Consider the following 22,356-nt stretch of genomic DNA (forward strand, 5'->3'; position numbering starts at 1 on the left):
ACCTAAACATGCATCAGACCCTTCTGTGTGGGGAGCCTCATCCGTCGGCGCATCTGCGGCTGCCAGTGTTACCTCATCCAGACGGTATGCGGCCTCGTCGATCTGAGCGACTTCGAGGCGGGGTGATTCCTCGCCAGTGAGCGAGCCGACGAGCGAATAGCTCCCGTTGTCGTCTGGGACGAACACGAACGAAACAAGGTCTCCCTCAGTGGTCTCTCCCTGCACTTCCACGCTTGGGAACGGAGAGTCGGGGTCTGATATGCCAGCTGCGACTTCGAGAAGCGTGACCTCAACGGTTGTCTCGTCGAAACTCTCGAACGAGAAACTCGAAACGAGTGGAGTGAGTACTCTCCGCTCGCCAGGCAGCACAGTGAGGAGATCCTCAGGAGCCACCAGCGAAGCCAAAGCAGCGTCAGCGTCGAACTCTACGCTTCTCGCACGCACCGAACCCTCTGGACCCGAGGAGGTAGGGGCCTCGTCAAGCTCGCTTTCTTCGCTTTGGAACCATGCGTCATCTTCGCCGGTTGCCGGATCTCCGAGAGCGGGATCTGCCACGCCGCCTTCCGGCGGATCGTTCTCGGTTGCAGTCGCCTCCTCCGACACACCATGGTTCTGCTCCAGCTCGCCCGGCGGACTGATCTCTTCACCAATCACCGCCACATCGGTGGCGAACGCAGGCGATGCAGCCGCGGACGACATCATGCAGGCGACAAGCAGAACCGAAGCAAATCGCTTCAAGCGCACCTTATTCATTCACAAACCTCCCAAATAAAGTTCCTTGTTCGCGCAAACATTAATATGAACTGGGATTCTCAGTCAATATTCCGAAGTGCGCTAACCTCGGATGCGAGGGTTGCAACGAAAGGGTGTCTATGTCGAAACAATCACCTTCGATACGATCCCGCGTCGGCCTGGTGCTCACTGCGGTCACCCTGGTGAGTTTCGGGGTTGCCCAGCCGGGGGTGGCGTTCGCAGATGACACTTCTGCGGAGGCTTCTCCTCTCGTGGTGGGGGACGAGACCGGCGTACAAACTCCTGAAACCGTAGGACCAGCGGAGCCTGAGGGCGATCTCGCCCGCACATCACCCGACCCCGCAGGCCCTGAAACGCTGCACACGGAACCAGGCAGAGACCGTGGAAACAACGACCCATCAATCGAGCCTTCCCAGGAACCTGGGTCTGCTCCCGACGCGTCGGATTCGCTCGATACGGAGGAAGAAGACCCCGTCACCGAGTGGGAGCACATGATTGCCGAAATCGAGGTCGGACTCTCTGAAGTTCGCCAGGGTCAGACCGTCCCAGTGGTCGGTCGCTGCGCGCTCCTCGGCTACACCGGCATTGCCGGACGCGTCAACATGCTCCCCCTCGATGAATCCAACTACTACGACTTCCCAGCGGTCGCACTCTCTCTTGACAGCGAGGGGTATTTCGATGAGGGCATCCCCATCCCCGGAGATATGCCTACGGGGGACTACAACCTCAGATTCTCATGTAGTGACGACGACGCTACCTTCGGCTCTACAGCTCACAGAGTTTCCGTGCTGCAAGGCGAAGCAGCGCCCCCTGTGACAACCCCGAACCCGGAAAATACCAACGATCTCCCCGCAGCGTCCTCTGCTGCCACTCTGGAGCTTGCAAACACAGGGGGCGGAACACACCACCTACTCGTACCCGCAGCGATCACTGCACTCATCGCAGGGGGATCTCTTCTCGGAGCTTCTCGAAGGCTCCGTAGATAGGCCCCGCTCTCCTTGGTGGCACTTGTCGTCGTTTCTTGCGTGCGACCGCGAGAGCCCGTGTCGCGCGTGTCGCGCGCCCCTGGGCTGTCGCCTGTCGCTTCGCTGACCGGGGAGGCCGGCTGCGACATGTCGTCCCGGGGAAGGATGTCGCCGACTGAGACATGTCGCGATGGTTCACGGTGTCGCGGAGGTTCAGGATGTCGCGGCCGGTGTCGCGTCGCCGGTCCCCGTTGCGCTGTCGCCTGATGTCGCGACAGCGCCTACGGCTATGCTGTCGCGTCGGAGTCTGGCTTTGAGTGTCCCGATGCGGAGGTACTCGGCGACATCGACGGGCTGACCGGGTGTCGCTTCTTCGAAGGCGTGGGTGTCGTTGTTGAATGTCGCGACGCCGTTGCTGGAGCCGAGGTCCTCTACGGTCCACATGTCGCGGTGGTTGTCGTGGCGGAGGCGGGCGTGTGTGCGCGACAGTTTCCGTGACGGGTCGGGGAGCCGGAGCGGTGTCGCCCCGTCTGTCGCGACCGGGTGTCGCCCGACCACGATGTCGCCAGCGCCCAGGGGGAATGTCTCTCCTGTCGCAAGCTCCAGCACCCATGACCGAGGCGACACGGGTGTCGCCTTCTGGGCGGATGTCGCGGATGTCGCCTGGTGCAGGACTGTCGCCTCGAACTCATCGTCGGCAGACGTCGCGACCAGGACGGGCGCGACAGGCGTGATGTACGGTGTCGCGACATTCGAGGCGACCTGGCCCGATCGCGGCTCGTTGGGGGCGGAAGCGACATTGTCGCCACCGCCCAGGTGAGGTGTCGCCGCGACAGTGCCCGCGACATCCGGGCGGCCTGACGACGCCGTGGCGATCCAGGGAAGACCGCCGGTGCCTGCGCCGGTCATCTTCTTCCGGCCGCGCTTCGGTTTCCGGCGCGGCTTCCCCCGCGGGGCTGGGTCCGCTTGGGGGGCTTGGATTGTTGGCCGAGGTGCTGGGGTCGCTGCGGCGGGTGGTGGGTTGAGGAGTCTGGCGAGTCCGATGCCGCAGTTCTTGCAGCGCGCGTCGGGCTGCGGTGCTATGTTCACGAACTCGCAGAACGGGCACTGGATCACCTGGGCTGGGGTGTCGGTCGTTGCATCAGTCACACCCCACGAAGAGGTGCGGCGCGCACTCGAGGAGGGGAGAGCGCTCGGCCGGGGACCTGTTCTCGGCTGAACTTCTGAACCCGTAGCTTGCGATCTCGCCGCCCCCGATTCCATCGTTCGCGATCGCCACGGCCACCTGCTCTGCAACTGGCCGTCTCCCTGCCTGCAGTCGCTGCGCGACTGCTTCTCCGGCTGCACTTCGTTTGCCGGAGTTTCTCCTTACACGACTGGCATTCGAGGGTTTCCGCGTCCCGCGTTCCGTGACACTAGCTGCGCGCGACCGCGCATCTTCTCCGTGAAAGACCAGCCCAGAACCGTGTTCGGAGGACCCGTCATGCCATTCCCTGACACCTTGATTCAGATCGAAGCTCACCCCGTCGAGTGCCACCGCGTGATCTTCAACGACACCGACGAGAACACCGGCCGACGCATCACGAGCGTCCCGTACGCAACACGCGCCGACGCGCTCGAAGCGTGGGGCGCGCAAGGCGCGACCGAGGGCGACCTCGTTACCACCGATGCGCGCATCGACGCGATCCGCTCTCTCCTTCACGAGCTCGAGGACGCGTTCGAACGGGACGGCACGGCAGGAGTCACGATGGCTCTCGCGCTGCGGGAGTTTTTCCAAGCGCAAGGCCGCCTCGACCTGGCGGGCATTGAACTCGAAGCCTTGGAGGGTGAGGCGTGAGTGGGCAGCGCCCGTACCTCGTTCAGTCGCGGGTGATCGGTGTCGTGATGGATCTCGTGTATGCGTCGACTCCCGACGAAGCGATCGCACTGGTGCGTTCGGGGCGCGGTGATCAGGTGAACGTCACGTTCGACACGTCCCTCGAACCGGTGAGTATGAGCGCGGAGCTCGACGAACTCATCGACGCCGACCCAGCTCCGGTGGGTCTGTGAAGACACGCGGCCAGCGGGAGTTCGAGGCTCGCGTCCGCCAGTCGCGCGGTCTCGCGCATCCGGCTGCTCCCACCAGTGGGGGCGCGGGCGGCTGGGAGACGCTGTGCGCGCGGCCCGAGTGCGGGCACACGTTTCTGACGCCGTCGAAGCAGCGGAAGTACTGCAGCAAGAAGTGCAGGCGCCTGGTGGAGCGGGAGCGGGCGCGGCGGGTCGAGGTGCTGAGCGGAATGCTGCTGTACTCCTGCGCGGCACCACGGTGCCGCAGCGTGTTCCTCCCGGATCCGCACAACCCTCGCCACATGTACTGCTCGGACCGCTGCCGGAAGCGTGCCCACCGCGCCGATAGCGACCTATCGTCGGGATTCTGCGCCTGGTGCCAGCTCCCACTCCCACCGTCCAAGACGCGCCGCCGCGTCTACTGCAACGCCACCTGCCGGAAGCGCGCCCAGCGCGCCTACCACCAACAGAAAGCCTCACTGTGAACGACTCCAACGCCCTACACGACGCCCGATCCCGGATCATTCGGGAGACCGAAGACATGATCGAGAGAACACTCCCTCCCGTCAGCAGAGTCACGCTCGCAGACTGGGCCATCCGCGAGAACCTCCCAACACACCTCGAAGTTGCAGGCCTGTCCGAACCCGCATCCACCCTCAGAGGACTCCCGCCACTTGCCGACATCACCGATCGCGGAAGGTTATTGGGGTGGCCCGGGATCGTGCAACACATCCGATCACTGAGAGCAGATTGTCTCCCGCTGCGGAAAGGCGCGCACCCCCTGAGAAGGAAGTTCTTCCAGGTCAACGAATGGGTGCATTCTGACGCCTGGGCTTCGTCCCCAGAGGAGCGCGATCGATACCTTGCCGTAGGAATTTCCGTTCTCAGAGCTCTGAGCCCGTCACGGCTGGGCTCCTTCGTGACCAGTATCCAGCTGAGCTGCGAGGTGTCCGTGTGCATTCAACATGCGATTGACGGTGGTACCGACATGCCCGAGAAACTCATTGCGGTGCGCAGAGAGACTATTGCGGATCTACTGCGTCGAGCAAACCTGGAGTCTCCGTGCTGACTGTCGCACTGATCGGTGCCTCTCGTGATGCGTGGGGGTATCTCCTGAACACGGTCGCGGACGAGCACACGATCGATCGGGCGGAGGGGAAGGCCGCCTACTACATGGCGAACGGCACCCCGCCGGGATCCTGGGCCGGCGCCGGCATCGCAGCGCTCGGACTGAACCCGCGCGACCAGGTCGCCGAGCGTGAGCTCGTCGCCCTGTTCGGAGAAGGCGTGCACCCGGTGACGGGTGCGCGGCTCGGGCGGAAGTACACGACGGTGCTCCCGCTCGAGCAGCGCATCCAGCAGAAGATCCAGGCCGCCGCGGCCGACCCCGCGAACCGGGATCTCACCCCCGCGGAGTTCGAGGCCCTCGGTGACCGGATCCGTGAGGAAGTGACGGAGACGCCGGAGAAGCAGTCGGTGGCGGGTTTCGAGTTCGTGTTCTCCCCGCCGAAGAGCGTGTCGTCGTGGTGGGCGCTCGCGGATCCCGAGCTGAAAGACCAGATCCGGCAGGCGCATCATGCCGCGATCCAGGCGACGATCGAGAAGCTCGAAACCGACATCGTGCGTACCCGCACCGGCGCCGACGGGGTCGCGCAGGCACACGTGCTCGGGATCTCCGCCGCCCTGTTCGACCACTGGGACTCCCGCGAGGGCGACCCGCAGCTCCACACGCACATGCTCGTCTCCAACCGTGTGCAGGGAGAGGACGGGAGGTGGCGGACGATCGATTCGCGGTGGTCGCTGATGCCGGCGGTCGCTACTGCCGGCGCCTTCTACGACGGCGTGCTCATGGATGAACTCTCGGCAAGGTTCGGCGTCGAGTGGACCGTGGAAGAGGTGCTGCAGGAGCCAGACCAGTACCGGGCGTGGCTGATCGAGCAGGAGAGGGCGGATACGTCCGCGGCCAGGCAACAGTTCGCCATTGCGAACGGCACCGGGCCGGGGTCGGTGAAGTGGCAGATCGACGGCGTCCCCAAGGCACTGAACGATGAATACTCGACCCGGTCGCAGGCGATCCGCCGGGAGAAGGACCGTCTCATCCGCGAGTATGTCGAGCGGCACGGCCGGCAGCCGAGTTCTCGCACGATCATCAAGATGCGGCAGCAGGCCACCCTCGCCACCCGGACCGCGAAGAAGGCTAGGTCGCTCAGGGACCTCACCCAGAATTGGCGGCACCGCGCCCGCGCCCACGTTGGGGATTCGTTCCTGTTCGCGGACCGGCTTCGTGACACCGCGGCGGAGCGCAAGGACGAGCTGCCGTTGTGGTCGTTCCGGCACGACGACGTCGACGACGACGCGGCCCGGGGCGCGGCCGAGTACGTGCTTCACACTCTCGCCACGACCCGGTCGACGTGGGGGAGACGCAATGTGGAGACCGCGGCGCTGCGTGTGATCGCGGGCTGGAGGTTCCGGTCGCCGGAGGACCGCGACCTGGCGGTGAAGCGTGTGGTCGGGCTGGTCATCTCGCAGGCGATCCCGCTGACCCCGAAGAATCGGCTGCACACCCCGCACCGGTTCCGCACCGCGGACGGCGAAGACATGTTCCATCCCGAGTCCCGCGACCTCTTCACCACGCGGGAGGTGTGGGATGCGGAGGACCGCCTGCTCCAATCTGCAAGAAGTACAGGGGGAGCCTGTGTGGAGCAGGCGGTCGTTGATCAGCTTATCGGTGCGCCCACGGGCAGCGAACAGCGGCTCCTATCCACAGACCAGGCGGCGGCTGTGGAAAACATTGCGACGAGTGGTCGCCTGGTCGACGTGCTCGTGGGTCCTGCCGGTGCGGGGAAGACCACGAGCCTGGAGAAGCTGCTGGAGATCTGGGAGGCCCAGCACGGGGCCGGCACCGTGCGGGGGCTTGCGCCGACGGCGCGCGCGGCCGAGGTCCTCGCGGAGTCCCTCGGGATCCGCACGGAGAACACCGCGAAGTGGCTACATGAGACCGCCCGCGGCACGGACACGAAGGATGGGTTCGACTACCAGCTCCGCCCAGGCGAACTCGTAATCGTCGACGAGGCGTCCATTGCCGGCACCATCGCGCTCGATGAACTCCGCGACCAGGCCCACCAGGCGGGCGCGAAGCTGCTCCTCGTTGGCGACTGGGCACAGCTGGCCGCCGTCGACGCCGGCGGCGCCTTCGGGCTCCTCGCCACCGACCGGCAGGACGTCGCCGAGCTCGTGAACCTCCACCGCTTCAAGGCCGACTGGGAGGTCGACGCATCCAAGCTCCTCCGCCTCGGTAAGACCGCCGGCCTCGACCCGTACATCGAGCACGGCCGGATCACGAACGGCCTCGACGAGTCGATCGTCGCGGAAGCCGTCGAAGCCTGGAAGCAGGACGAGACGACCCCGAACGAGAAAGGCGACGGGGCACTCGTGTCGCTGCTGATCGCGCCGACGAACGACATGGTGGAGCGCCTCAACGGCATCGCCCGCACCTGGCGTATCCAGCAGGGCCACGTCGACCAGACGCAGGAAGCCGTGATCGCGTCCGGTGTCGCCTCTCCCGGCGACAGGATCGTGACCAGGCAGAACGCCCGCACTCTGCGCACCGACCACGACCGGTGGGTGAAGAACAACGACGAATGGAGTGTCGCCGGCATCAACCCCGAAACCGGCGACATTGTCGCTGTCGCGGGGGAGGAGTACGTCACTCTCCCGGCCGAGTACTGCCGCGACCACGTGCAGCTCGCGTACGCCACCACGGCGCACCGTTCCCAGGGACGCACGGTCGACACCGCGCACACGATCGTCGATTCGTCAGCGACGCGGGAGACGTTCTATGTCGCGATGACCCGCGGCAAGCTCTCCAACCGCGCCTACGTGATCGTCGACGAGAACGGCGACATGGGGGATCCCGCGGCGCTCGGGATGTCGCGCACCTGGCGAGAGACCCTCGATCACGTCGTCATGCGGAAGGGCGGAGACATCGCCGCCCACGACACCCTCCGCGAAGAGGCCGAGCGGATCGGGTCGATCCGGCAGCTCGCGGCCGAGTACCAGACGCTCACTGCCGACCAGCTCGAACGCGAATACCTCCCCGTCCTCGCGGACCTCGAGCTTGTGGATCCGCAGTCGCCGGACTCCCCGTACCTCGGGCCCGTGCTCGCGAACCTCCGCCGCCTGGAAGCCCGCGGCCGCAATGTCCCGTTCACGATCACGCAGTTGCTCCAGGCGCGGGAACTCGATGGTGCCCGTGACGTCCTCGCGGTCCTCCACTACCGCCTGAACACCCACCTGGAAGATCTACGCGAGCACGACGCCTACGCCCGGTACGCGCCACTCCTCAAATCGTTTGGCGTCGACCAGGACGAGGCCCGCTCGAACCTCAAGCTCGGGCGCATGCTCGCCGCTCTCGAGAATGCGGCGGAGATCCCGCTAGAGGACGCCGTGCGGGATGCGCTCGAGCGCATCGACCGGGGGAGTACTCGCGACGTCGCCGCGCGCCTCGCACACGTCCTCCGCACCCGGTACCGGATCGACCCCGACACTCTCGACGCCCCGCAAGGTCTCCGCACCGTCAGCAGTGCGCAGCACATCGCGGGTCTCATCGAGCCGGCCCCCGACTTCGGGGATCCCGACTTCGCCCAGGCGCTGCGCGATCGCGAACTCGCGATCCAGCTCCGCGCCGAACTCCTCGTCGACCGCGCCATCGCAGACGAAGAACCGTGGATCGCAGCCCTCGGGGAACCGCTCGTTGGAGGTGAGGCAGAGTGGCGCCGGCGAGCGGTCACGGTTGCCTGCTACCGCGACCTCTACGGCGTCGATACCGACGAACCCCTCGGCCGAGAACACGCGCATGCTCGCAACCGCGAACGAGACCGACACATCGCCGCCGCATCCCTGCATACCACACCGGCCCGCGAGGCTGACTGGCAGTACAGGGCGGAGAGCGCCGTGTCGTTCCCGGCGACGGCGCCCGACTGCTCAACCGTACCCGTCATCAGCCAGTGACGAGCGTGGGTGGCGACGAGATCACATCGAGAAGCCGTGACCGTGGCCTGAGTGGGTGGAAGGCCCAGCTGACGGACTGATTCCGGTGTTCCAGAGGCTCTCGCCCGGTGTTGCGGGGCGGCCGTCTGCGGTCCATCGAAGCGTCGAATCGGGTGGAGCCAGTTTCGAAGCGGTCACCGCCTCTGCAGTGTCCCAGCCGCCGGCCTTGTTGCTGCGCTCCGCGAGCGTGACCAAGTTCAGGTGCTCGTCTGAGACGTATGCTGCCTTGGCGCCGCGATGGTTCGTGGTGATGCTCACCACGCCCCCGGCCGCGAGCTCCTCTAGGGCGCGCTCCGCGGCGGGCCGCGATACCCCGTACTGTTCAGCGACCGACGCCACCGTCACGACGGGATGCGCCATCAAATCGCTCCGTACGTGCTCGACGGTCGAGCCTGCCCTCGGAACCGGCGGGAGTCCCTGCGACGCCCGCCAATCGTGGTGGCGGTCGCGTAGGAGCGTATCGAGCGCGTCGGCGTGCTCCTTCATCTGGATCGCATTCGCTGCAGCCCGGATCGCGGACCGGGAGAACTCCTGCACCCACTGGTCCACCTGCGGCGGGTCTTCCCTGAACACGGTCAGACCTGCGATGTAGTGGTCCTTGTTCGTGGAGAACACGGTGCTGATGGGCAGCACGGCGCGTTCGGTGATGCCGTCGCGCTTCAAGATCGCGTGGATGAGCGCACGCCCGGTGCGACCGTTCCCGTCGACGAACGGGTGGATCGTCTCGAACTGGGCATGAGCGATCGCCGCCTTCAACAGTGGCGGATGCGCGCTCTCGTTCACGTAGGTGAGGAGATCCTCCATCAGCGGCACCACGTACCCCTCGGGCGGGGGCACAAACGCAGCTTGGAGGGGGCTGTATCCCGACCCGCCGATCCAGTTCTGCTCCTCCCGAAACCCGCGAGGGAGATCCGGTGCGATCGTCTGCTGCAACTCCACCAGGTCGTCGAGTTCAAGGCTCCATTTCTGCGCCACAACATCGATTGCGTACTCCATCGCACGCAGATTCTGGAGTACCGTGATCGCGTTCTCTTTCCCGCGGCCCAGAACGTCCGCCAAGGCCAGCTTTTTCGCGGAGATCACATGCCCCTCGATGAGCGACGACGCGATGCTTTCCGACCGCAGGAGCAGGTGATTCAGATACAGGCCGGACTCTCCGATGACACCGTCAACGCGGGTCACCGTGCTCTGTGCATCAGCGACCAGCGAGAACGCGCCAGGACTGATCGTTGGACCCCCCTGTCCGAGCCGGTCCGGCACGAACGCGAGGTAGGCCCCGCCTGCCCGATCGCGGCGGGAGAGGCCGAATGTCGACGACGGAGCCCACTGACGCTCTATGTACTCACTCATCGCAGGCCTCCACAGCCTTGCCAACATGTCTCATATTGCAACTTTACGGCCTTAACGTTGCAACTTGAGTTGATTGATGCAACTTTAGTGACATGGCGGCGTTCTCGTGAGAGGTTGCGGGGCTGGGTGGACGCGAACTTACAGCAGAGGGGGTCTCAAGCTTCCGGCGGCGCGTTGCAGAACCTGCACGGCGTGGGTGACGAATTCGCTGTCAAACCGTGCCTCGTCGCCGTACGTTGAAAAGGCTGCGGTGACCTGACCGGTGGCGTTGAAGATAGGCACGCCGATCGCAGTGTTGCCGTCTACGCGCTCTCCGTGCAGCATGGAGTACCCGCGCTCGCGTGTGAGCTCAAGGTCGGCGCGCAGTTCGTCTGCGTGCGTGATTGTGTGCTCGGTGTAGCGGCGATAGGGCTCGGGTCCGAGGTCGTTCCAGTCGATTGCGCCGAATGCCAGAAATACTTTGCCGAGCACGCAGGCGTGCGGTGGTCCGCCGAGCACCTCGGTCTCGGTGCTGGTGTGCTCTCGGTCGCCGATGTACCGCAGGAGGACGAATGCTTTGCCGTCCGTAGGGATGCCGAAGCTGGTGCCCTCGCCGAGCGTTTCGCGAATTCCTGCGAGTGCGTGCGCCGCGCGCGAATTAGCGAAGCGCGAGATGGCCACTCGGCCGATCACGGCGGCACCGAGGCTGAGTCGGTAGCTCGTGTCAGTGAGCGACTGTTCGAGCATGCCCTCGTCAACGAGGGTGCGGACGAGTCGGTGCACCGTGCTCTGACCTAGACCGGTGCGTTCCGCGAGGGAGCTGATGCGGTGAGTATTGCCGTCTTGGAACTGGCGCAGGATGCCCAGGGCACGTGCCACGGACTGAATGCCGCCGCGCGTGCCGCCCTCTGCTGTGCTCACGTGATCCTTCCTTTGGGCGAGTGTCCGTATTGACAGTAGCGCGACGGGCGACTCTCTGGGGCCCAGTGGCCGAGTGTGGCGAAGATTTCATGCCAAATTGCTGTGTTGCGGAATGCTACAAGCAAAAATTCCCTTATATGGATTATAAGGGTACATTATGCCGCATCGCGAGATTCGCGACCCTTGACGGAAAGAACGGCACATGACCACTTCTAGGCCATCGACGCGCATCGTGTTCGCTGCCGCAGCGTTCGCCGCTGCTGCGCTCGCACTCACGTCTTGCGCGTCGTCCAGCGGCGCCGCGCCGTCCGCTGCCGCGGACGCGCTCCGCGTCGATATTGCGACGCCCCCAGCCTCTCTCGACCCCGCGGCCGTGTGCTCGATCGAGGATCTCGGCCTGCTCTCGGACGTCTACCCGACGCTCACGCAGTACGCCGTCACCGACGACACGGCTGGAACGGAGCAGGTGCTGAGCTCGACCGAGGTCGAGGGGAATCTCGCCGAGTCGTGGACGGTCTCGGACGACGGACTCACCTACACCTTCAAACTGCGGGATGCGAAGTTCGCGAGCGGCAATCCGATCACGTCCGAGGTTGTGAAGTGGTCGTGGGAGCGCGCCATCGCGCTTGGCTCCTGCGGGGCGAGCTTCAGCAAGGGCGGAAGCGCCTCCGACCTGGTATCGATCGACACCCCCGATGACCACACCGTGGTGACGACGCTGGGCGCCCGGAACCCGGACTACTTGCTCGCACTCACCTCGTCGGGAGCGGCGATCGTCGACCAGCAGGCCATCGAGGCCGCGGCCGATACCGTCGACGCTCAGAACGAGTGGCTGGCGAGTCATTTCGCCGGTGGCGCGGCTTACAACGTCGATGCGTACGAGCCCGGGAGCACACTCACGCTGTCGGCGAACTCGAACTGGTGGGGTGCGAAGCCGAAGGCGGCGAAGGTCGATGTCAGCTTTGTGAGCGACGACGCGGCGCTGCTGCTGCGCGCGCGCAACGGCGAGGCGGACGTCACGCTCGGACTGACGAAGCAGTCCGTTGCGAGCCTCAAGGGCAACGACGCAGTCTCGATCATCGGCCACCCAGCAGCGGCATGGCAGATCATCGGGCTTCCGAATCAGGTGGCCCCCTTCGACAATGCGAAATTCCGTGAGGCGCTGACCTACGCGACACCGCAGCAGGGCCTGGTCGATCAGGTCGCCAAGGGCTACGGCGAGGCCTACTACGGGCCGTTCTCACCGGCGTTCCGGGCCTACAACGAATCGCTGTCGAAGCCGCGCGAGTACGATCTCGCGAAGGCGAAGGAACTGATCGCCGAATCGGGTGCGCAGCTCCCGGTGAAGATCGATGCCTACGTCCGAGAGGGCGTCAACGACCAGAAGCAGATCGCGACGATCGTGCAGGATTCCTGGAAGCAGCTCGGAGTCGAACTGAATGTGGTGGAGCTGTCGGCGGCCGAGTACCAGAATGCGGCCGGCGCGGAGAAGAAGGAGTGGGTCATCATCCGCTTCGACGGACCCTCGGTCGTGACACCGAGCTGGCTGGCCTCGTACGACATTCGTTGCGGCCAGCTCTACAACCAGAGCAACTACTGCAACCCGAAAGTCGACCAGCTCATCACCGACGCGGCCTCCGCGACGACTGACGAGGAACGGCAGCAGTACTGGGATCAGGTGACCGAGCTCTGGAACGCCGCTTCCCCGCGCGCCATCGCCTACGCGCAGGACTTCACCGCGGTCCTCGGCACCGGCGTCGACTCGTACGTCTACGGCCAGAACAACATCCCATTCCACCTGTGGAGCACGTCTTCATGACGAGTACTGCCGGAGCACTGCGGGAGCTGACGGTCGCCGTCCGCTCGCGCAGGCTCCTGCTCCCGCTCGGCATCCTGACAGTCCTCGCCGGAGCTGCCGTCGTCGGTCCGTGGCTCTGGCCGCACGATCCTCTCGCGACGAATCTGTCGGAGAGTCTGCTGCAGCCATCGGCGGCCCATCCCATGGGGACCGATGCCAGTGGACGCGACGTCCTGGCGCGATTCCTCGCGGGGGCGCGCATCTCGCTGTTCGCCGGAGTCGTGGTTGCCGTGGTCTCGGGTCTCATCGGTACGGTGCTCGGCGTCGTATCAGCGCGCAGCGGCGTCATCGTCGATAACGTGCTGATGCGACTGCTCGATATCGTGCTCGCGTTCCCTCAGCTCATCCTCGCGATGGCAATCGCGATCGCACTGGGTCGCGGAGTGCCGGCGGCGATCGTCGGTGCGGCGCTCGGGTGCATCCCGGTGACCGCGCGACTCGTGCGTTCCGAGCTGCTTCAAATCTCTCAACTGCCGTTCGTCACGGCGGCTGAGACCTCCGCGCTTCCGCGGTGGCGGATCGTGCTGCACCATCTCCTTCCGCACGCTCGGCCCACGCTGGTCGTTCAATCGGCTGCCGTCTTCGGATCCACCATTATCACCCTGGCAGCGCTCGGCTTCGTCGGTCTCGGTGCCCAAGTGCCGCTCCCGGAATGGGGGTCCATGATCGCCGAGGGGCTGCAGTACTCATTGACCGGGGCCTGGTGGATCGTCGTGTTCCCGGGGATCGGACTCTTCCTCGCCGTGGCGGGGGCCAACATCCTCGCGGATCGGATCTCGGCTCACGGCGATGCGGCGGCTACTGGGAACACCCCTGAACGCGGCGCAGTGCGTGGCACGGGGGACGTTTCTGGTGTGATGGATACCGAGGATGGAGCGCGACGATGAAGGCCGCCGTTTCGCGCATTGCGACTGGGCTGAGCGCCATCGTCGGCGCATCACTCCTCGCGTTCTTCCTCCTGCGCGTCGCCCCGGGCGATCCCGTAGCGCTCGTGCTCGGTCCGTTCGCGACGGACGAGGCGAAAGCCGCACTTCGCGAGCAGATGGGGCTCGACCTCCCGGTCTGGACGCAGTACATCCGCTACATCGGCGGTATCTTCCGCGGGGACTGGGGCTATTCCTACACGCTCGGCGTCGAGGTGCGGACGCTGTTCGCAGACCGCCTACCCGCCTCGATCGAGCTCGCGCTGGCCGCGTCGCTGTTTGCAGTGGTCTTTGCAGGCCTGACGGCAGTGCTGCAGGTGATGTCGCGGCGCCGGTGGGTGCAGCGAACCATCGACGCCGTGAACCTCGTCGGGCTCAGCCTGCCCCAGTTCTGGCTCGCGCTGCTGCTCATCGTCGGTTTCGCCGAGGTGCTCGGCTGGCTGCCCGGATCGAGCGGACGCCTGTCGACCGGCGTGCTGGAACCCCCGCACGTCACGGGGCTCTTCAGCGTGGATGCGATCCTCGCGGGCGACTGGACCGCGTTCGCGGACGCCACCGCCCATCTGGTGCTGCCCGCGATCGCGCTCGGTCTGTACTCAATGGCGTTCCTCTCACGCGTCTTCGCAGCGAACCTGCGGGTGGCGGCCGGGCGCCCGTTCGTCGACATCGCCATCGCGCGCGGGCTCACCCGGCGTCACGCGATCCTGCGCCATGCCGCTCCGAACGCCGCGATCACCTCGCTCACCGCCGCGGGAATCCTCGTCGGATTGCTGATGACCGGCGGCGTGCTCGTCGAAGGAATCTTCTCGTGGCCCGGAATCGGGGCCTCTGTGACGTCGGGAATTCAGTCGCAGGACTTCTCGACGGTTCAGGCCTATGTCCTGTTCAGCGCCGTCGTCTTCGTGATCATCAACCTCGCCATCGAGCTCATCATCCTGCGCATCGACCCGCGCGTTCGCGATTCCGCCGCACTACAAACCACCACATCATCGAAGGACGCCTTATGACCCGCTCCCGACTGCTCTTCAACGGCTTCACCCAGCTCGTTCCCTCGCATCTCACGCACGGACTCTGGCGATCCCCATGGGGCCGCACGCACAACTTCAACGATCTCGACACCTGGATCGATATCGCGCGCACTCTGGAGGACGCCAAGTTCGACGGTCTTTTCTTCGCGGACCACCTCGGAATCGGTGGGAAATACGCCGATAGCTATGATATTCACGTCCAACAAGGCATCTGCTTCCCCGACAACGACGCGGTGGTGCTCGCCTCCGCGCTGATCGCCGTGACCTCGAACCTGTCACTGAGCTTCACCAGTTCACTGATCCAGAACCACCCGTTCGAGTTCGCGCGGCTCGCGTCGACCGTGGATCACCTGTCGAAGGGGCGCGCGGGATGGAACATCGTCACGTCGGCGCTTGAGAACTCCTACAAGAATGTAGGGTTCGCCGAGATCCCGACGCACGCCGAACGGTACGCGCGCGCGGACGAGTTCCTCGACGTGGTCTACAAGCTGTGGGAGGGGTCCTGGGCAGATGACGCCGTGCAGCGGGATATCGAGCGCGGTGTCTACGCCGACCCGGGCAAGGTGTTCAAGATCAACCACAGCGGTCCGCTCTACAGCGTCGAGGGTCCGCACCTGTCCGAGCCGTCGCCGCAGAAGGTGCCGTTCCTGTACACCGCAGGCATGTCCGAGTCGGCTCACCGTCTCGCGGCGAAGCACGCCGAGGGCCTGCTCATCAACGCCAACGGTCCCGAGAAGGGCGCCAGTGTTGTTGCGCGTATCGGCACCTACCTCGCGGAGTACGGGCGCGAGCGCGGCGATTTGAAGATCTTCCAGAACCTGAAGTTCGTCGTCGGGAGCACGGAGGAGGAAGCGCAGCGCAAGTACGAAGAGCTGTTGAGCTGGGTGCACCCCGCGGGCGCTGCCGCTCAAGCCGGCGGTGTGCTGGGATTCGACCTCGGAAAGTACGACCCGGACGAGCCCCTCGACGTCGAGCAGGCGTCGGGCTTCCTGGGAACGTTCGGTGCAGCTGCCTTTGCGCCCGGCCAAACGCACACCACCATCAACAAAATCCTGTCGCAGTCGGGCACCGCCCCGATCGTGGGCACCCCCGAGCAGATCGCCGACGAGATCGAAGCCTGGGCCGACGCCGGCGTCGACGGCATCAACGTCGCCGACTACCTGTTCCACGGCTCGTTCCATGATTTCACGGACCAGGTCACGCCTATTCTGCAAGACCGCGGACTGGCCCAGCGCGAGTACGCCCCGGGAACGTTCCGAGACAAAGCGTTCGGCGCGGGACCTCACCTCAACAAGCGGCACCCTGCAGCGGCCTACCGCGGAGCGTTCACGGAGAACCTGCACTGATGTACGATGAGCCGGTCTTGCGGGTGTCCGCCCTGGACGTGTCGTACGGAACGACGCAAGGACGGCCCGGCGCGCGCGTGCTCCACGGTGTCGACCTCGTCGTGCACCGGGGTGAGCGTGTCGCGGTGGTGGGGGAGTCGGGTTCCGGTAAGTCGACCCTTGCTCGTGCGATTCTCGGGATGCTGCCCGCGGGCGGCCTCGTCGAGGGCGGCACCGTGCATGTGCTTCGGGATGAACTGGGCGCGGCGGGTGAGCAGGTATGGCGGCGCCTGCGCGGTGGTCGCATCGGCTACATCCCGCAGGATCCGCACGGCAGCTTCGACCCGCTCATGCGAGTCGGGGGGCACGTTGCCGAGGCGATCCCTGCGCATCGAAAGAGCGGACGCGCGGAACGACGGCGCTCAGTCGAGCATGCCCTGCAGCAGGCCGGCCTCCCCGACGCTCAGCGCGCTGCTCGTTCCTACCCCCACCAGCTCTCCGGGGGCATGCGGCAGCGCGCACTGATCGGGGCCTCCCTGGTGAACGCTCCCGACCTGCTCATCGCCGACGAACCCACGTCGGCGCTCGACGCGACGGTGCAACAGCGAATTCTCGATCACCTCGACGCACGCGTGCGCGAGGACCGCATCGGAGCGCTCATCATCACGCACGACTTCGGCGTCGTCGCGCGACACGCGGACACCGTCGTGGTGCTGCAGCGTGGACGCGTCGTAGAAACAGGGGCGGTGGGCGAAGTCCTCTCAAACCCGCAGCACGCCTACACGCGTGCGCTCCTCGACGCGATCCCGGGCGCGAGCGAGCGCAGCACCACGCGGGGGTCACGGGTCGCGGCAGACTTGGTCGCAGCGCACCCGCTCGCGGCGAACGCCGACGGTCCGGTGGCGGCTACAGCAGCCGATGACGCCCACTGGGTGCACGCGGCCGGGGTCTCGCACACCTACCCCGGCGCGGCGTCACTCGCGTTGCACCCCGCGACGATCTCAATCGGTCGCGGTCGGTCGCTCGCTGTCGTAGGGGAGTCGGGGTCGGGCAAGAGCACGCTCGGGCGAATCATCCTGGGCACCCTCATTCCGAGCGCTGGGCAAGTGACGGTGGGAGGCGCATCACTTCGCGGGATCGCCGGGCGCAAATCCCGTGCGCTTCGGCGGCGGGTGCAAGCCGTCTTCCAAGATCCGGCGAGCTCCCTTGACCCGAGATACACCGTAGAGCGCACGCTGCTCGAACCACTGGTTGCCGCCCGAATCGGCACGACGTGCGAGCGCGCTGACCTGGTACGCAGCACCCTCGCATCGGTGGGGCTATCCGAGGAACTGCTGGGCGCGCGCAGCGGCGCACTCTCGGGCGGGCAGTGCCAGCGCGTGGCGCTCGCGCGGGCGCTCATCCTCGAACCCGACGTGCTCGTCTGCGACGAGCCGGTGTCTGCGCTCGACGTGATCGTGCAGCGTCAGATACTCGATCTGCTGATCCGAATCCAGCGTGAACGCGATCTCACATTTCTCTTCATCTCTCATGACCTCGGAGTCGTGCGAGAGATCGCCGATGAGGTGATCGTGATGCGACACGGTCGCATAGTCGAGCACGCGCCGACCGAGCAACTGTTCGCCCACCCCGAGCACGCGTACACGCAAGAACTCATCGCCGCCGCGCACCATTGAGCGCGCCGCAGACAAGGAATCTCCCCGCACATGACACGCGAAACCATCGTGATCGGCCTCGGCACCTGGGGTGTAGGACACCTACAGCCCACCCTCTGGAAAGACCCCCGCGTGCCCGTCGACGCGAGCATCAATTTCAACTACTACCGGCGATGGGCCGAACTCGGGGAGGCAGGCCTGCTTGATTTCCTCTTCCTCGCCGACAGCCAGTTCATCACGCACCATTCGCCGAACCACGAGATCAACCGCCTCGAACCGTTCACGCTGCTCTCGGCGCTCGCCCCACTCACCCAGCACATAGGGCTCGTCGGCACCGCATCGACCACCTACAACGCGCCCTTCAACCTCGCCCGCCGCTTCGCCTCACTCGAACTCATCTCCGGAGGCCGATCCGGATGGAACGTCGTCGCCGGTCGCGACTCGGGCACCGCCGCGAATTTCGGACAGTCCGAGCACGCCGATCACGACACCCGATACCGGATGGCGCTCGAGCACGTACGCGTCGTCCAGGGTCTCTGGGACTCGTTCGAGGAGGGCGCGTTCCCCGCAGACCTCGACACGGGCAGGTTCTTCGACCCCGACAAACTGCACCGACTCGACCACCGCGGCGAGTTTTACTCTGTCGCCGGACCGCTGAGCGTGTCGCGCTCACCGCAGGGGCAACCCGTACTGTTTCAGGCCGGAGGGTCGGAGCAGGGACGCGAGTTCGCGGCGACAATCGCCGAGGGAGCGTTCGCGGCGGTACGCACGTTCGAAGAATCCGTGGCGTATTACTCCGACATTAAGCGGCGTGCGGTCGCGAGGGGGCGGGACGCCGACTCCGTACTGCTGCTGCCATGGGTGACGCCCACGGTCGCGCCGACGACGGCGGAAGCGCTCGAACTGGCTCGACACCATTTCGAGGAGGATCACCAGTTCGAATACCTCCTGGCGCAGTTCGGTCGTGACTTCCACTGGCACGACTTCTCTGTGTACGACCCCGACGCGCCGTTCCCGGACCTGTCGGACCAGCCTGACCTTGTCACGCTGCCGCAGGCGATCGCCCTTGTCGGACGGGCGCGCCGCGAGAAGCTGACGCTCCGCGAGGCCGTGCTCTCGAGTGCGGGTGCAACGACATTTCGCGCGCCGGCATTCACCGGCTCAGCCGAGGACGTGGCCGACGAACTCGAGCGCTGGTTCCGCGGACAGGCACTCGACGGCATCAAGGCTGTATTCCGCACCGAGGACGATATCCGGGCGTTCACAGAGCACGTCGTGCCGATTCTGCAGCAGCGCGGACTATTCCGCACCCGTTACGAGCACACGACTCTGCGCGGCAATCTGGGGCTCAAGGTTCCGGAGAACCGCTACTCGCGGAACTGAATCGGCCTGGGCGTGTCGGAGGGCCATGTTAGCGGCAGTGGGCTCGCTGCCCCTCGTGTCGAATCGTAGTAGATATCTTCGTACTCCACCGGTGAGAAGTCTCTGATGCTGGAGTGGAGGCGCTCGGTGTTGTACCTGAGCACCCACGACGCTGCAGTCTGCTCGACCTGTCACCATCCCTCTTCTCGAGCCGCATGTACGGTGCCTCGGCGCGAAGCTCGCGGGCCGAGATCAGCGGGCCGATCGTGAGGATGTCTGCGAGGCGCCGGACGCGATAGGGGTCGTCGATGATCTCTTGGAATCCAGCGGCCTTCCCCACGATGATGCCGAGCGCAGTAGGCGTTCGTGCCTGCGCGGATCTCTCCCCGAGTGTCACCGTCACCAGTTCGGTGCGGGAGAGCAGGTGCTGCGCGCCAGGCGCGGCGATGGTTTCGAGTCCTTCCCGGCTCAGCCGCTTCTCGAAGCGGTCACCAAGGTAGCGGGGCTGCAGCACGTCGATCTGCGCGTCGCCGCGCTCCCAGCGGTGGGCGCGGCCGTTCGAGTCTCGCCGCGTGGTCTCGAACCCGATGCCGCGTAGCGCGTCGACGATGCGCCGTGCAGCTCGGGGATCAGCGCGGAGGTTGATGACGAGGTCCGCGTTGGTGCTTGGACGTGGCAGTTGATCGCCGTGCAGAGCGGCCTGCACGAAGACCGCTTGCCCGCCCGTGAGTGCCCACCCTTCAGGGCACGCCTCCGCGAGGTCGAGTACTCCCTGCCACGCGGCCTCAGATTCGTGGTTCAGTGCCCTCAGATCGAGGCGGGTTATCGCAGCTCCTGGAGTAGTTCGTGGATGATCCGGTTGGCTTCGCGCAGTTCACGAGCGCGTCCCCTATCGGCAAGGTCAGCAGCGACCGCTGCCTTTCCCGGCTCACGAGCGGTGCCGACGCGTACCCGTACGTTTCGAACGCGAGTACTTGCCCGTCCTCGCGGACCTCGAGCTCGTGGATCCGCAGTCGTCGGACTCCCCGTACCTCGGGCTCGTGCTCGCGAACCTCCGCCGGCTGGAAGCCCGGGGCCGCCACGTGCCGACTAGGATCACGCAGCTGCTCCAGGCGCGCGAACTCGACGGCGCCCGTGACGTCCTCGCCGGCGGGGAGGCCGAGTGGCGGCGGCGGGCGGTTACGGTTGCCTGCTATCGCGACCTGTACGGCGTCGACACCGACGAGCCCCTCGGCCGAGAACACGCCCACGCACGCAACCGCGAACGGGACCGACAGATCGCTGCCGCCGCCCTACCTACTGGCCTGGCCTTGGAATATCCCGCTGGGAGTGCTGCTTGGCCCGCTGACTCCGTTGCCGCTGACAGAGGTCCTCTCCAGGGGTACTGAGCCCGTCAATACTGTGGGCCTCGAGGAGGGTCGGAACCGATGGAGCCGGCTCCTGGCTGCTTTGGCTGGAAGAGCGGGCCTCCCGGTGGCCAGCGATCGCTTGCGGTGCGCGGCTGTTCCTGCGCAGCCTGATGCTCTCCATGGTTCGGTGCGAGCACCGGGGTGAGATAGTCGCGGGCTTGTTCGAGCGCAGCGTCGAAGGAGATTCCGTCCACGAGGGATCCGGCGGCAGTGGCGGGGAACATTGCCCGCCACTTTTCGGGCACCGTAACTTCGGTGGGGATCGTCACACCAGCTCGCAGGAAGGTGACTTCGAGTGCTTCACGGAGCTTGCGCCGGTCGACTGATTGCGTGCGTGAGAGGATCACGATATCGACCAGGTCTTTCACGCGCGTGTTCTCGTCACCGCGCACATGCGCCAGCATTGCCGCGACCTTTTCCGCCAAGTGGTCCTCGACGGGGAACACGCGGTAGTCGGACACGGGAAGATCCCGATTCAGATCCGCGCGGTGCTGGGGCCGGATGACCGAGATGTCCCCAATGGGAGCCGGTGCGATCACGACATCGACGTGGAACCGGGTTACCTCGTGGCCTCCGCAGCGGCCGACGAAATACATGCGCTTGCCGGTGACGTTCTTACCCTGGCCTACCACCTCTGTCGGTGCACGCCGCTCCTCGAACACCATATGATCGCCGAGATCCGCAGAAGCCATGCGGGCAAGTTCCGCAACTGCTGCTGACAGATCCCGACCCGTCACGGTGAAGTCGATGTCCTGTGTGCTTCGAGCGTCCTGCACCCGTGCCAGGAGTCCCATGCCGCCTTTGAGGGTCCAGGCGGCGTCCTCGTCGCGTATGAACACGCGGCACAGAAATCGGTCGAACCAGAACCGCTGCATTCGTTCCGTGATCATCTCCGGCGGCCCACCAACGGCGGCGGCCGCTTTCACGGCCTGCCGTAGCGCCCGCCCATCCGGGTACGTAGCCTCGCCTGCGGAGTTCATGCCGCAGCCCTCTCCAGGGGGAGCCGTGCCAGATACCATTCCTGGACAGATCGAGGAAGTGGCGTACCACGCAGCAGCGCTTCGGCAAGATCCTGCCCTGAACTGTAGCCGCTCATCGGGGCGACCTCATCGAGTGTTTCGCCCAGTTCTGCCAGGTCGATCTTCCCCTCTTGCAGGCCATCCATCAGAGCGCTGGAGACGAGCGAGAGGTCCCCGCCCTCACGTACGAGCTCACGGATCGTCGCATTCCCCGACAGCGTCGGAAGTCCGCTCGCCCACACCACATCACGGCGCTGCAGGGCGCGCCGCACGAGCTTTACACCAGTGCGTGACGAGCGGACCGGAGCCCGCGTGAAGAACTCGACCGCGCCCGGCCAGTAGTCGCCCATATCGTGCAGCAGGGCCGCACTGTGCCCACTGACGACGAGCGGGGGAGTGTCGCCCGGACCGCTCACCTGCTCCGCGCGATCACGCAGAGAGACATACGCGACGTAGATCGCTTCATGCGCTGGGGCAGGAACACCGGCCATGCGGTGCACTCCGTGCCCGACCGGTTCAAGCGCTCCTGCCCGGGACAGCTTTGACAGGCGATCACGCGAGACACCCTGGGTCTGAGCTTGCGCCGTAGTTACATATCCCCACTGCTGGGCGGCCACCACGCCCAGCCTCGCGATACTCTCTACACTCGACATGACATAATTGTATCCGTATTTACGTACGAATGTGCGGAGAAGGGGTGTGGGTTTCGTCCTG

At 65.7% G+C, this 22,356-nt stretch carries 19 protein-coding genes; 12 read left to right on the plus strand and 7 right to left on the minus strand.

Going from position 1 to position 22,356, the window contains the following annotated elements; translation table 11 throughout:
- The coding region (locus tag AMS65_RS14080; protein WP_157502299.1) for a hypothetical protein at positions 1-753 on the minus strand (753 nt) is incomplete at its 3' end.
- A gap of 119 nt (positions 754-872) precedes the next feature.
- Here AMS65_RS14080 and AMS65_RS19485 point away from each other — a divergent pair.
- Positions 873-1,739 (plus strand): hypothetical protein, encoded by an 867-nt coding sequence (locus AMS65_RS19485; protein ID WP_157502301.1) that lies wholly within the window; start codon positions 873-875, stop codon positions 1,737-1,739.
- Between the two features lie 192 nt (positions 1,740-1,931).
- On the opposite strand, the gene AMS65_RS19820 is transcribed toward AMS65_RS19485, so the two are convergent.
- Positions 1,932-2,627 (minus strand): FHA domain-containing protein, encoded by a 696-nt coding sequence (locus AMS65_RS19820; protein ID WP_053384820.1) that lies wholly within the window; start codon positions 2,625-2,627, stop codon positions 1,932-1,934.
- 574 nt (positions 2,628-3,201) lie between these two features.
- On the opposite strand from AMS65_RS19820, the gene AMS65_RS14090 reads away from it, so the two are divergent.
- The 4 genes from AMS65_RS14090 (at position 3,202) to mobF (ending at position 8,774) form a co-directional block, all read left to right on the plus strand.
- Positions 3,202-3,555, plus strand: a complete 354-nt coding sequence (locus tag AMS65_RS14090; protein WP_053384821.1) for a hypothetical protein — start codon at positions 3,202-3,204, stop codon at positions 3,553-3,555.
- Positions 3,552-3,767 (plus strand): hypothetical protein, encoded by a 216-nt coding sequence (locus AMS65_RS14095; RefSeq protein ID WP_053384822.1) that lies wholly within the window; start codon positions 3,552-3,554, stop codon positions 3,765-3,767. The genes AMS65_RS14090 and AMS65_RS14095 overlap by 4 nt, the downstream gene beginning before the upstream one ends.
- A 227-nt stretch (positions 3,768-3,994) precedes the next feature.
- Positions 3,995-4,249: a CGNR zinc finger domain-containing protein gene (locus AMS65_RS20640; protein WP_368664697.1), complete on the plus strand. Its 255-nt coding sequence runs from the start codon at positions 3,995-3,997 to the stop codon at positions 4,247-4,249.
- A 577-nt stretch (positions 4,250-4,826) separates the two neighbouring features.
- Positions 4,827-8,774 carry a MobF family relaxase gene (mobF, locus tag AMS65_RS14105; RefSeq protein ID WP_053384824.1) on the plus strand — a complete coding sequence of 1,316 codons (3,948 nt, stop codon included), beginning with the start codon at positions 4,827-4,829 and terminating at the stop codon, positions 8,772-8,774.
- Positions 8,775-8,795: 21 nt separating this feature from the next.
- On the opposite strand, the gene AMS65_RS20645 is transcribed toward mobF, so the two are convergent.
- Complete coding sequence (locus AMS65_RS20645) at positions 8,796-10,163, minus strand: Fic family protein (protein WP_053384825.1); 1,368 nt, start codon at positions 10,161-10,163, stop codon at positions 8,796-8,798.
- A 138-nt stretch (positions 10,164-10,301) separates the two neighbouring features.
- Positions 10,302-11,063 carry an IclR family transcriptional regulator gene (locus AMS65_RS14115; protein WP_053384826.1) on the minus strand — a complete coding sequence of 254 codons (762 nt, stop codon included), beginning with the start codon at positions 11,061-11,063 and terminating at the stop codon, positions 10,302-10,304.
- 202 nt (positions 11,064-11,265) lie between these two features.
- Between AMS65_RS14115 and AMS65_RS14120 the strand changes: the two genes are divergently transcribed.
- From AMS65_RS14120 to AMS65_RS20160, 7 genes are all read left to right on the plus strand, one after another.
- Positions 11,266-12,882: an ABC transporter substrate-binding protein gene (locus AMS65_RS14120; protein ID WP_083451725.1), complete on the plus strand. Its 1,617-nt coding sequence runs from the start codon at positions 11,266-11,268 to the stop codon at positions 12,880-12,882.
- Positions 12,879-13,808: an ABC transporter permease gene (locus tag AMS65_RS14125; RefSeq protein WP_075201017.1), complete on the plus strand. Its 930-nt coding sequence runs from the start codon at positions 12,879-12,881 to the stop codon at positions 13,806-13,808. Before AMS65_RS14120 ends, AMS65_RS14125 begins: the two co-directional genes overlap by 4 nt.
- Complete coding sequence (locus AMS65_RS14130) at positions 13,805-14,851, plus strand: ABC transporter permease (RefSeq protein WP_053384828.1); 1,047 nt, start codon at positions 13,805-13,807, stop codon at positions 14,849-14,851. Before AMS65_RS14125 ends, AMS65_RS14130 begins: the two co-directional genes overlap by 4 nt.
- Positions 14,848-16,218: an NtaA/DmoA family FMN-dependent monooxygenase gene (locus tag AMS65_RS14135; protein ID WP_053384829.1), complete on the plus strand. Its 1,371-nt coding sequence runs from the start codon at positions 14,848-14,850 to the stop codon at positions 16,216-16,218. Before AMS65_RS14130 ends, AMS65_RS14135 begins: the two co-directional genes overlap by 4 nt.
- Positions 16,218-17,873, plus strand: coding sequence for a dipeptide ABC transporter ATP-binding protein (locus tag AMS65_RS14140; RefSeq protein ID WP_053384830.1), 1,656 nt, complete (start codon positions 16,218-16,220; stop codon positions 17,871-17,873). Before AMS65_RS14135 ends, AMS65_RS14140 begins: the two co-directional genes overlap by 1 nt.
- Positions 17,874-17,903: 30 nt before the next feature.
- Positions 17,904-19,235: an NtaA/DmoA family FMN-dependent monooxygenase gene (locus tag AMS65_RS14145; RefSeq protein ID WP_053384831.1), complete on the plus strand. Its 1,332-nt coding sequence runs from the start codon at positions 17,904-17,906 to the stop codon at positions 19,233-19,235.
- Positions 19,236-19,638: 403 nt separating this feature from the next.
- Entirely contained in the window at positions 19,639-19,812 is a 174-nt protein-coding gene (locus tag AMS65_RS20160) for a hypothetical protein (protein WP_206541998.1), read from the plus strand.
- 187 nt (positions 19,813-19,999) lie between these two features.
- Here the strand turns inward: AMS65_RS20160 and AMS65_RS19490 are convergent, their stop codons facing one another.
- From AMS65_RS19490 to AMS65_RS14165, 3 genes are all read right to left on the minus strand, one after another.
- On the minus strand, positions 20,000-20,464 hold the full coding sequence (locus AMS65_RS19490) for a hypothetical protein (RefSeq protein WP_157502303.1): 465 nt from the start codon (positions 20,462-20,464) through the stop codon (positions 20,000-20,002).
- Positions 20,465-20,607: 143 nt separating this feature from the next.
- Positions 20,608-21,603, minus strand: coding sequence for a nucleotidyl transferase AbiEii/AbiGii toxin family protein (locus tag AMS65_RS14160; RefSeq protein WP_053384834.1), 996 nt, complete (start codon positions 21,601-21,603; stop codon positions 20,608-20,610).
- On the minus strand, positions 21,600-22,295 hold the full coding sequence (locus AMS65_RS14165; protein WP_075201018.1) for a type IV toxin-antitoxin system AbiEi family antitoxin domain-containing protein: 696 nt from the start codon (positions 22,293-22,295) through the stop codon (positions 21,600-21,602). The genes AMS65_RS14160 and AMS65_RS14165 overlap by 4 nt, the downstream gene beginning before the upstream one ends.
- Between the last annotated feature and the right edge of the window lie 61 nt (positions 22,296-22,356).

Source organism: Leucobacter celer subsp. astrifaciens (assembly GCF_001273835.1).
Lineage (GTDB): Bacteria > Actinomycetota > Actinomycetes > Actinomycetales > Microbacteriaceae > Leucobacter > Leucobacter celer.

What these genes read in the sequence shown, in the direction of transcription:
- AMS65_RS14120 (WP_083451725.1), top strand. Translation starts at nt 11,266, where the DNA reads ATGACCACTTCTAGGCCATCGACGCGCATCGTGTTCGCTGCCGCAGCG.
- AMS65_RS20640 (WP_368664697.1), top strand. Translation starts at nt 3,995, where the DNA reads ATGCTGCTGTACTCCTGCGCGGCACCACGGTGCCGCAGCGTGTTCCTC.
- AMS65_RS14160 (WP_053384834.1), bottom strand. Translation starts at nt 21,603, where the DNA reads ATGAACTCCGCAGGCGAGGCTACGTACCCGGATGGGCGGGCGCTACGG.
- AMS65_RS14090 (WP_053384821.1), top strand. Translation starts at nt 3,202, where the DNA reads ATGCCATTCCCTGACACCTTGATTCAGATCGAAGCTCACCCCGTCGAG.
- AMS65_RS14165 (WP_075201018.1), bottom strand. Translation starts at nt 22,295, where the DNA reads ATGTCGAGTGTAGAGAGTATCGCGAGGCTGGGCGTGGTGGCCGCCCAG.
- AMS65_RS19820 (WP_053384820.1), bottom strand. Translation starts at nt 2,627, where the DNA reads ATGACCGGCGCAGGCACCGGCGGTCTTCCCTGGATCGCCACGGCGTCG.
- AMS65_RS14130 (WP_053384828.1), top strand. Translation starts at nt 13,805, where the DNA reads ATGAAGGCCGCCGTTTCGCGCATTGCGACTGGGCTGAGCGCCATCGTC.
- AMS65_RS14125 (WP_075201017.1), top strand. Translation starts at nt 12,879, where the DNA reads ATGACGAGTACTGCCGGAGCACTGCGGGAGCTGACGGTCGCCGTCCGC.
- AMS65_RS14145 (WP_053384831.1), top strand. Translation starts at nt 17,904, where the DNA reads ATGACACGCGAAACCATCGTGATCGGCCTCGGCACCTGGGGTGTAGGA.
- AMS65_RS14140 (WP_053384830.1), top strand. Translation starts at nt 16,218, where the DNA reads ATGTACGATGAGCCGGTCTTGCGGGTGTCCGCCCTGGACGTGTCGTAC.
- AMS65_RS19485 (WP_157502301.1), top strand. Translation starts at nt 873, where the DNA reads ATGTCGAAACAATCACCTTCGATACGATCCCGCGTCGGCCTGGTGCTC.
- AMS65_RS20645 (WP_053384825.1), bottom strand. Translation starts at nt 10,163, where the DNA reads ATGAGTGAGTACATAGAGCGTCAGTGGGCTCCGTCGTCGACATTCGGC.
- AMS65_RS14135 (WP_053384829.1), top strand. Translation starts at nt 14,848, where the DNA reads ATGACCCGCTCCCGACTGCTCTTCAACGGCTTCACCCAGCTCGTTCCC.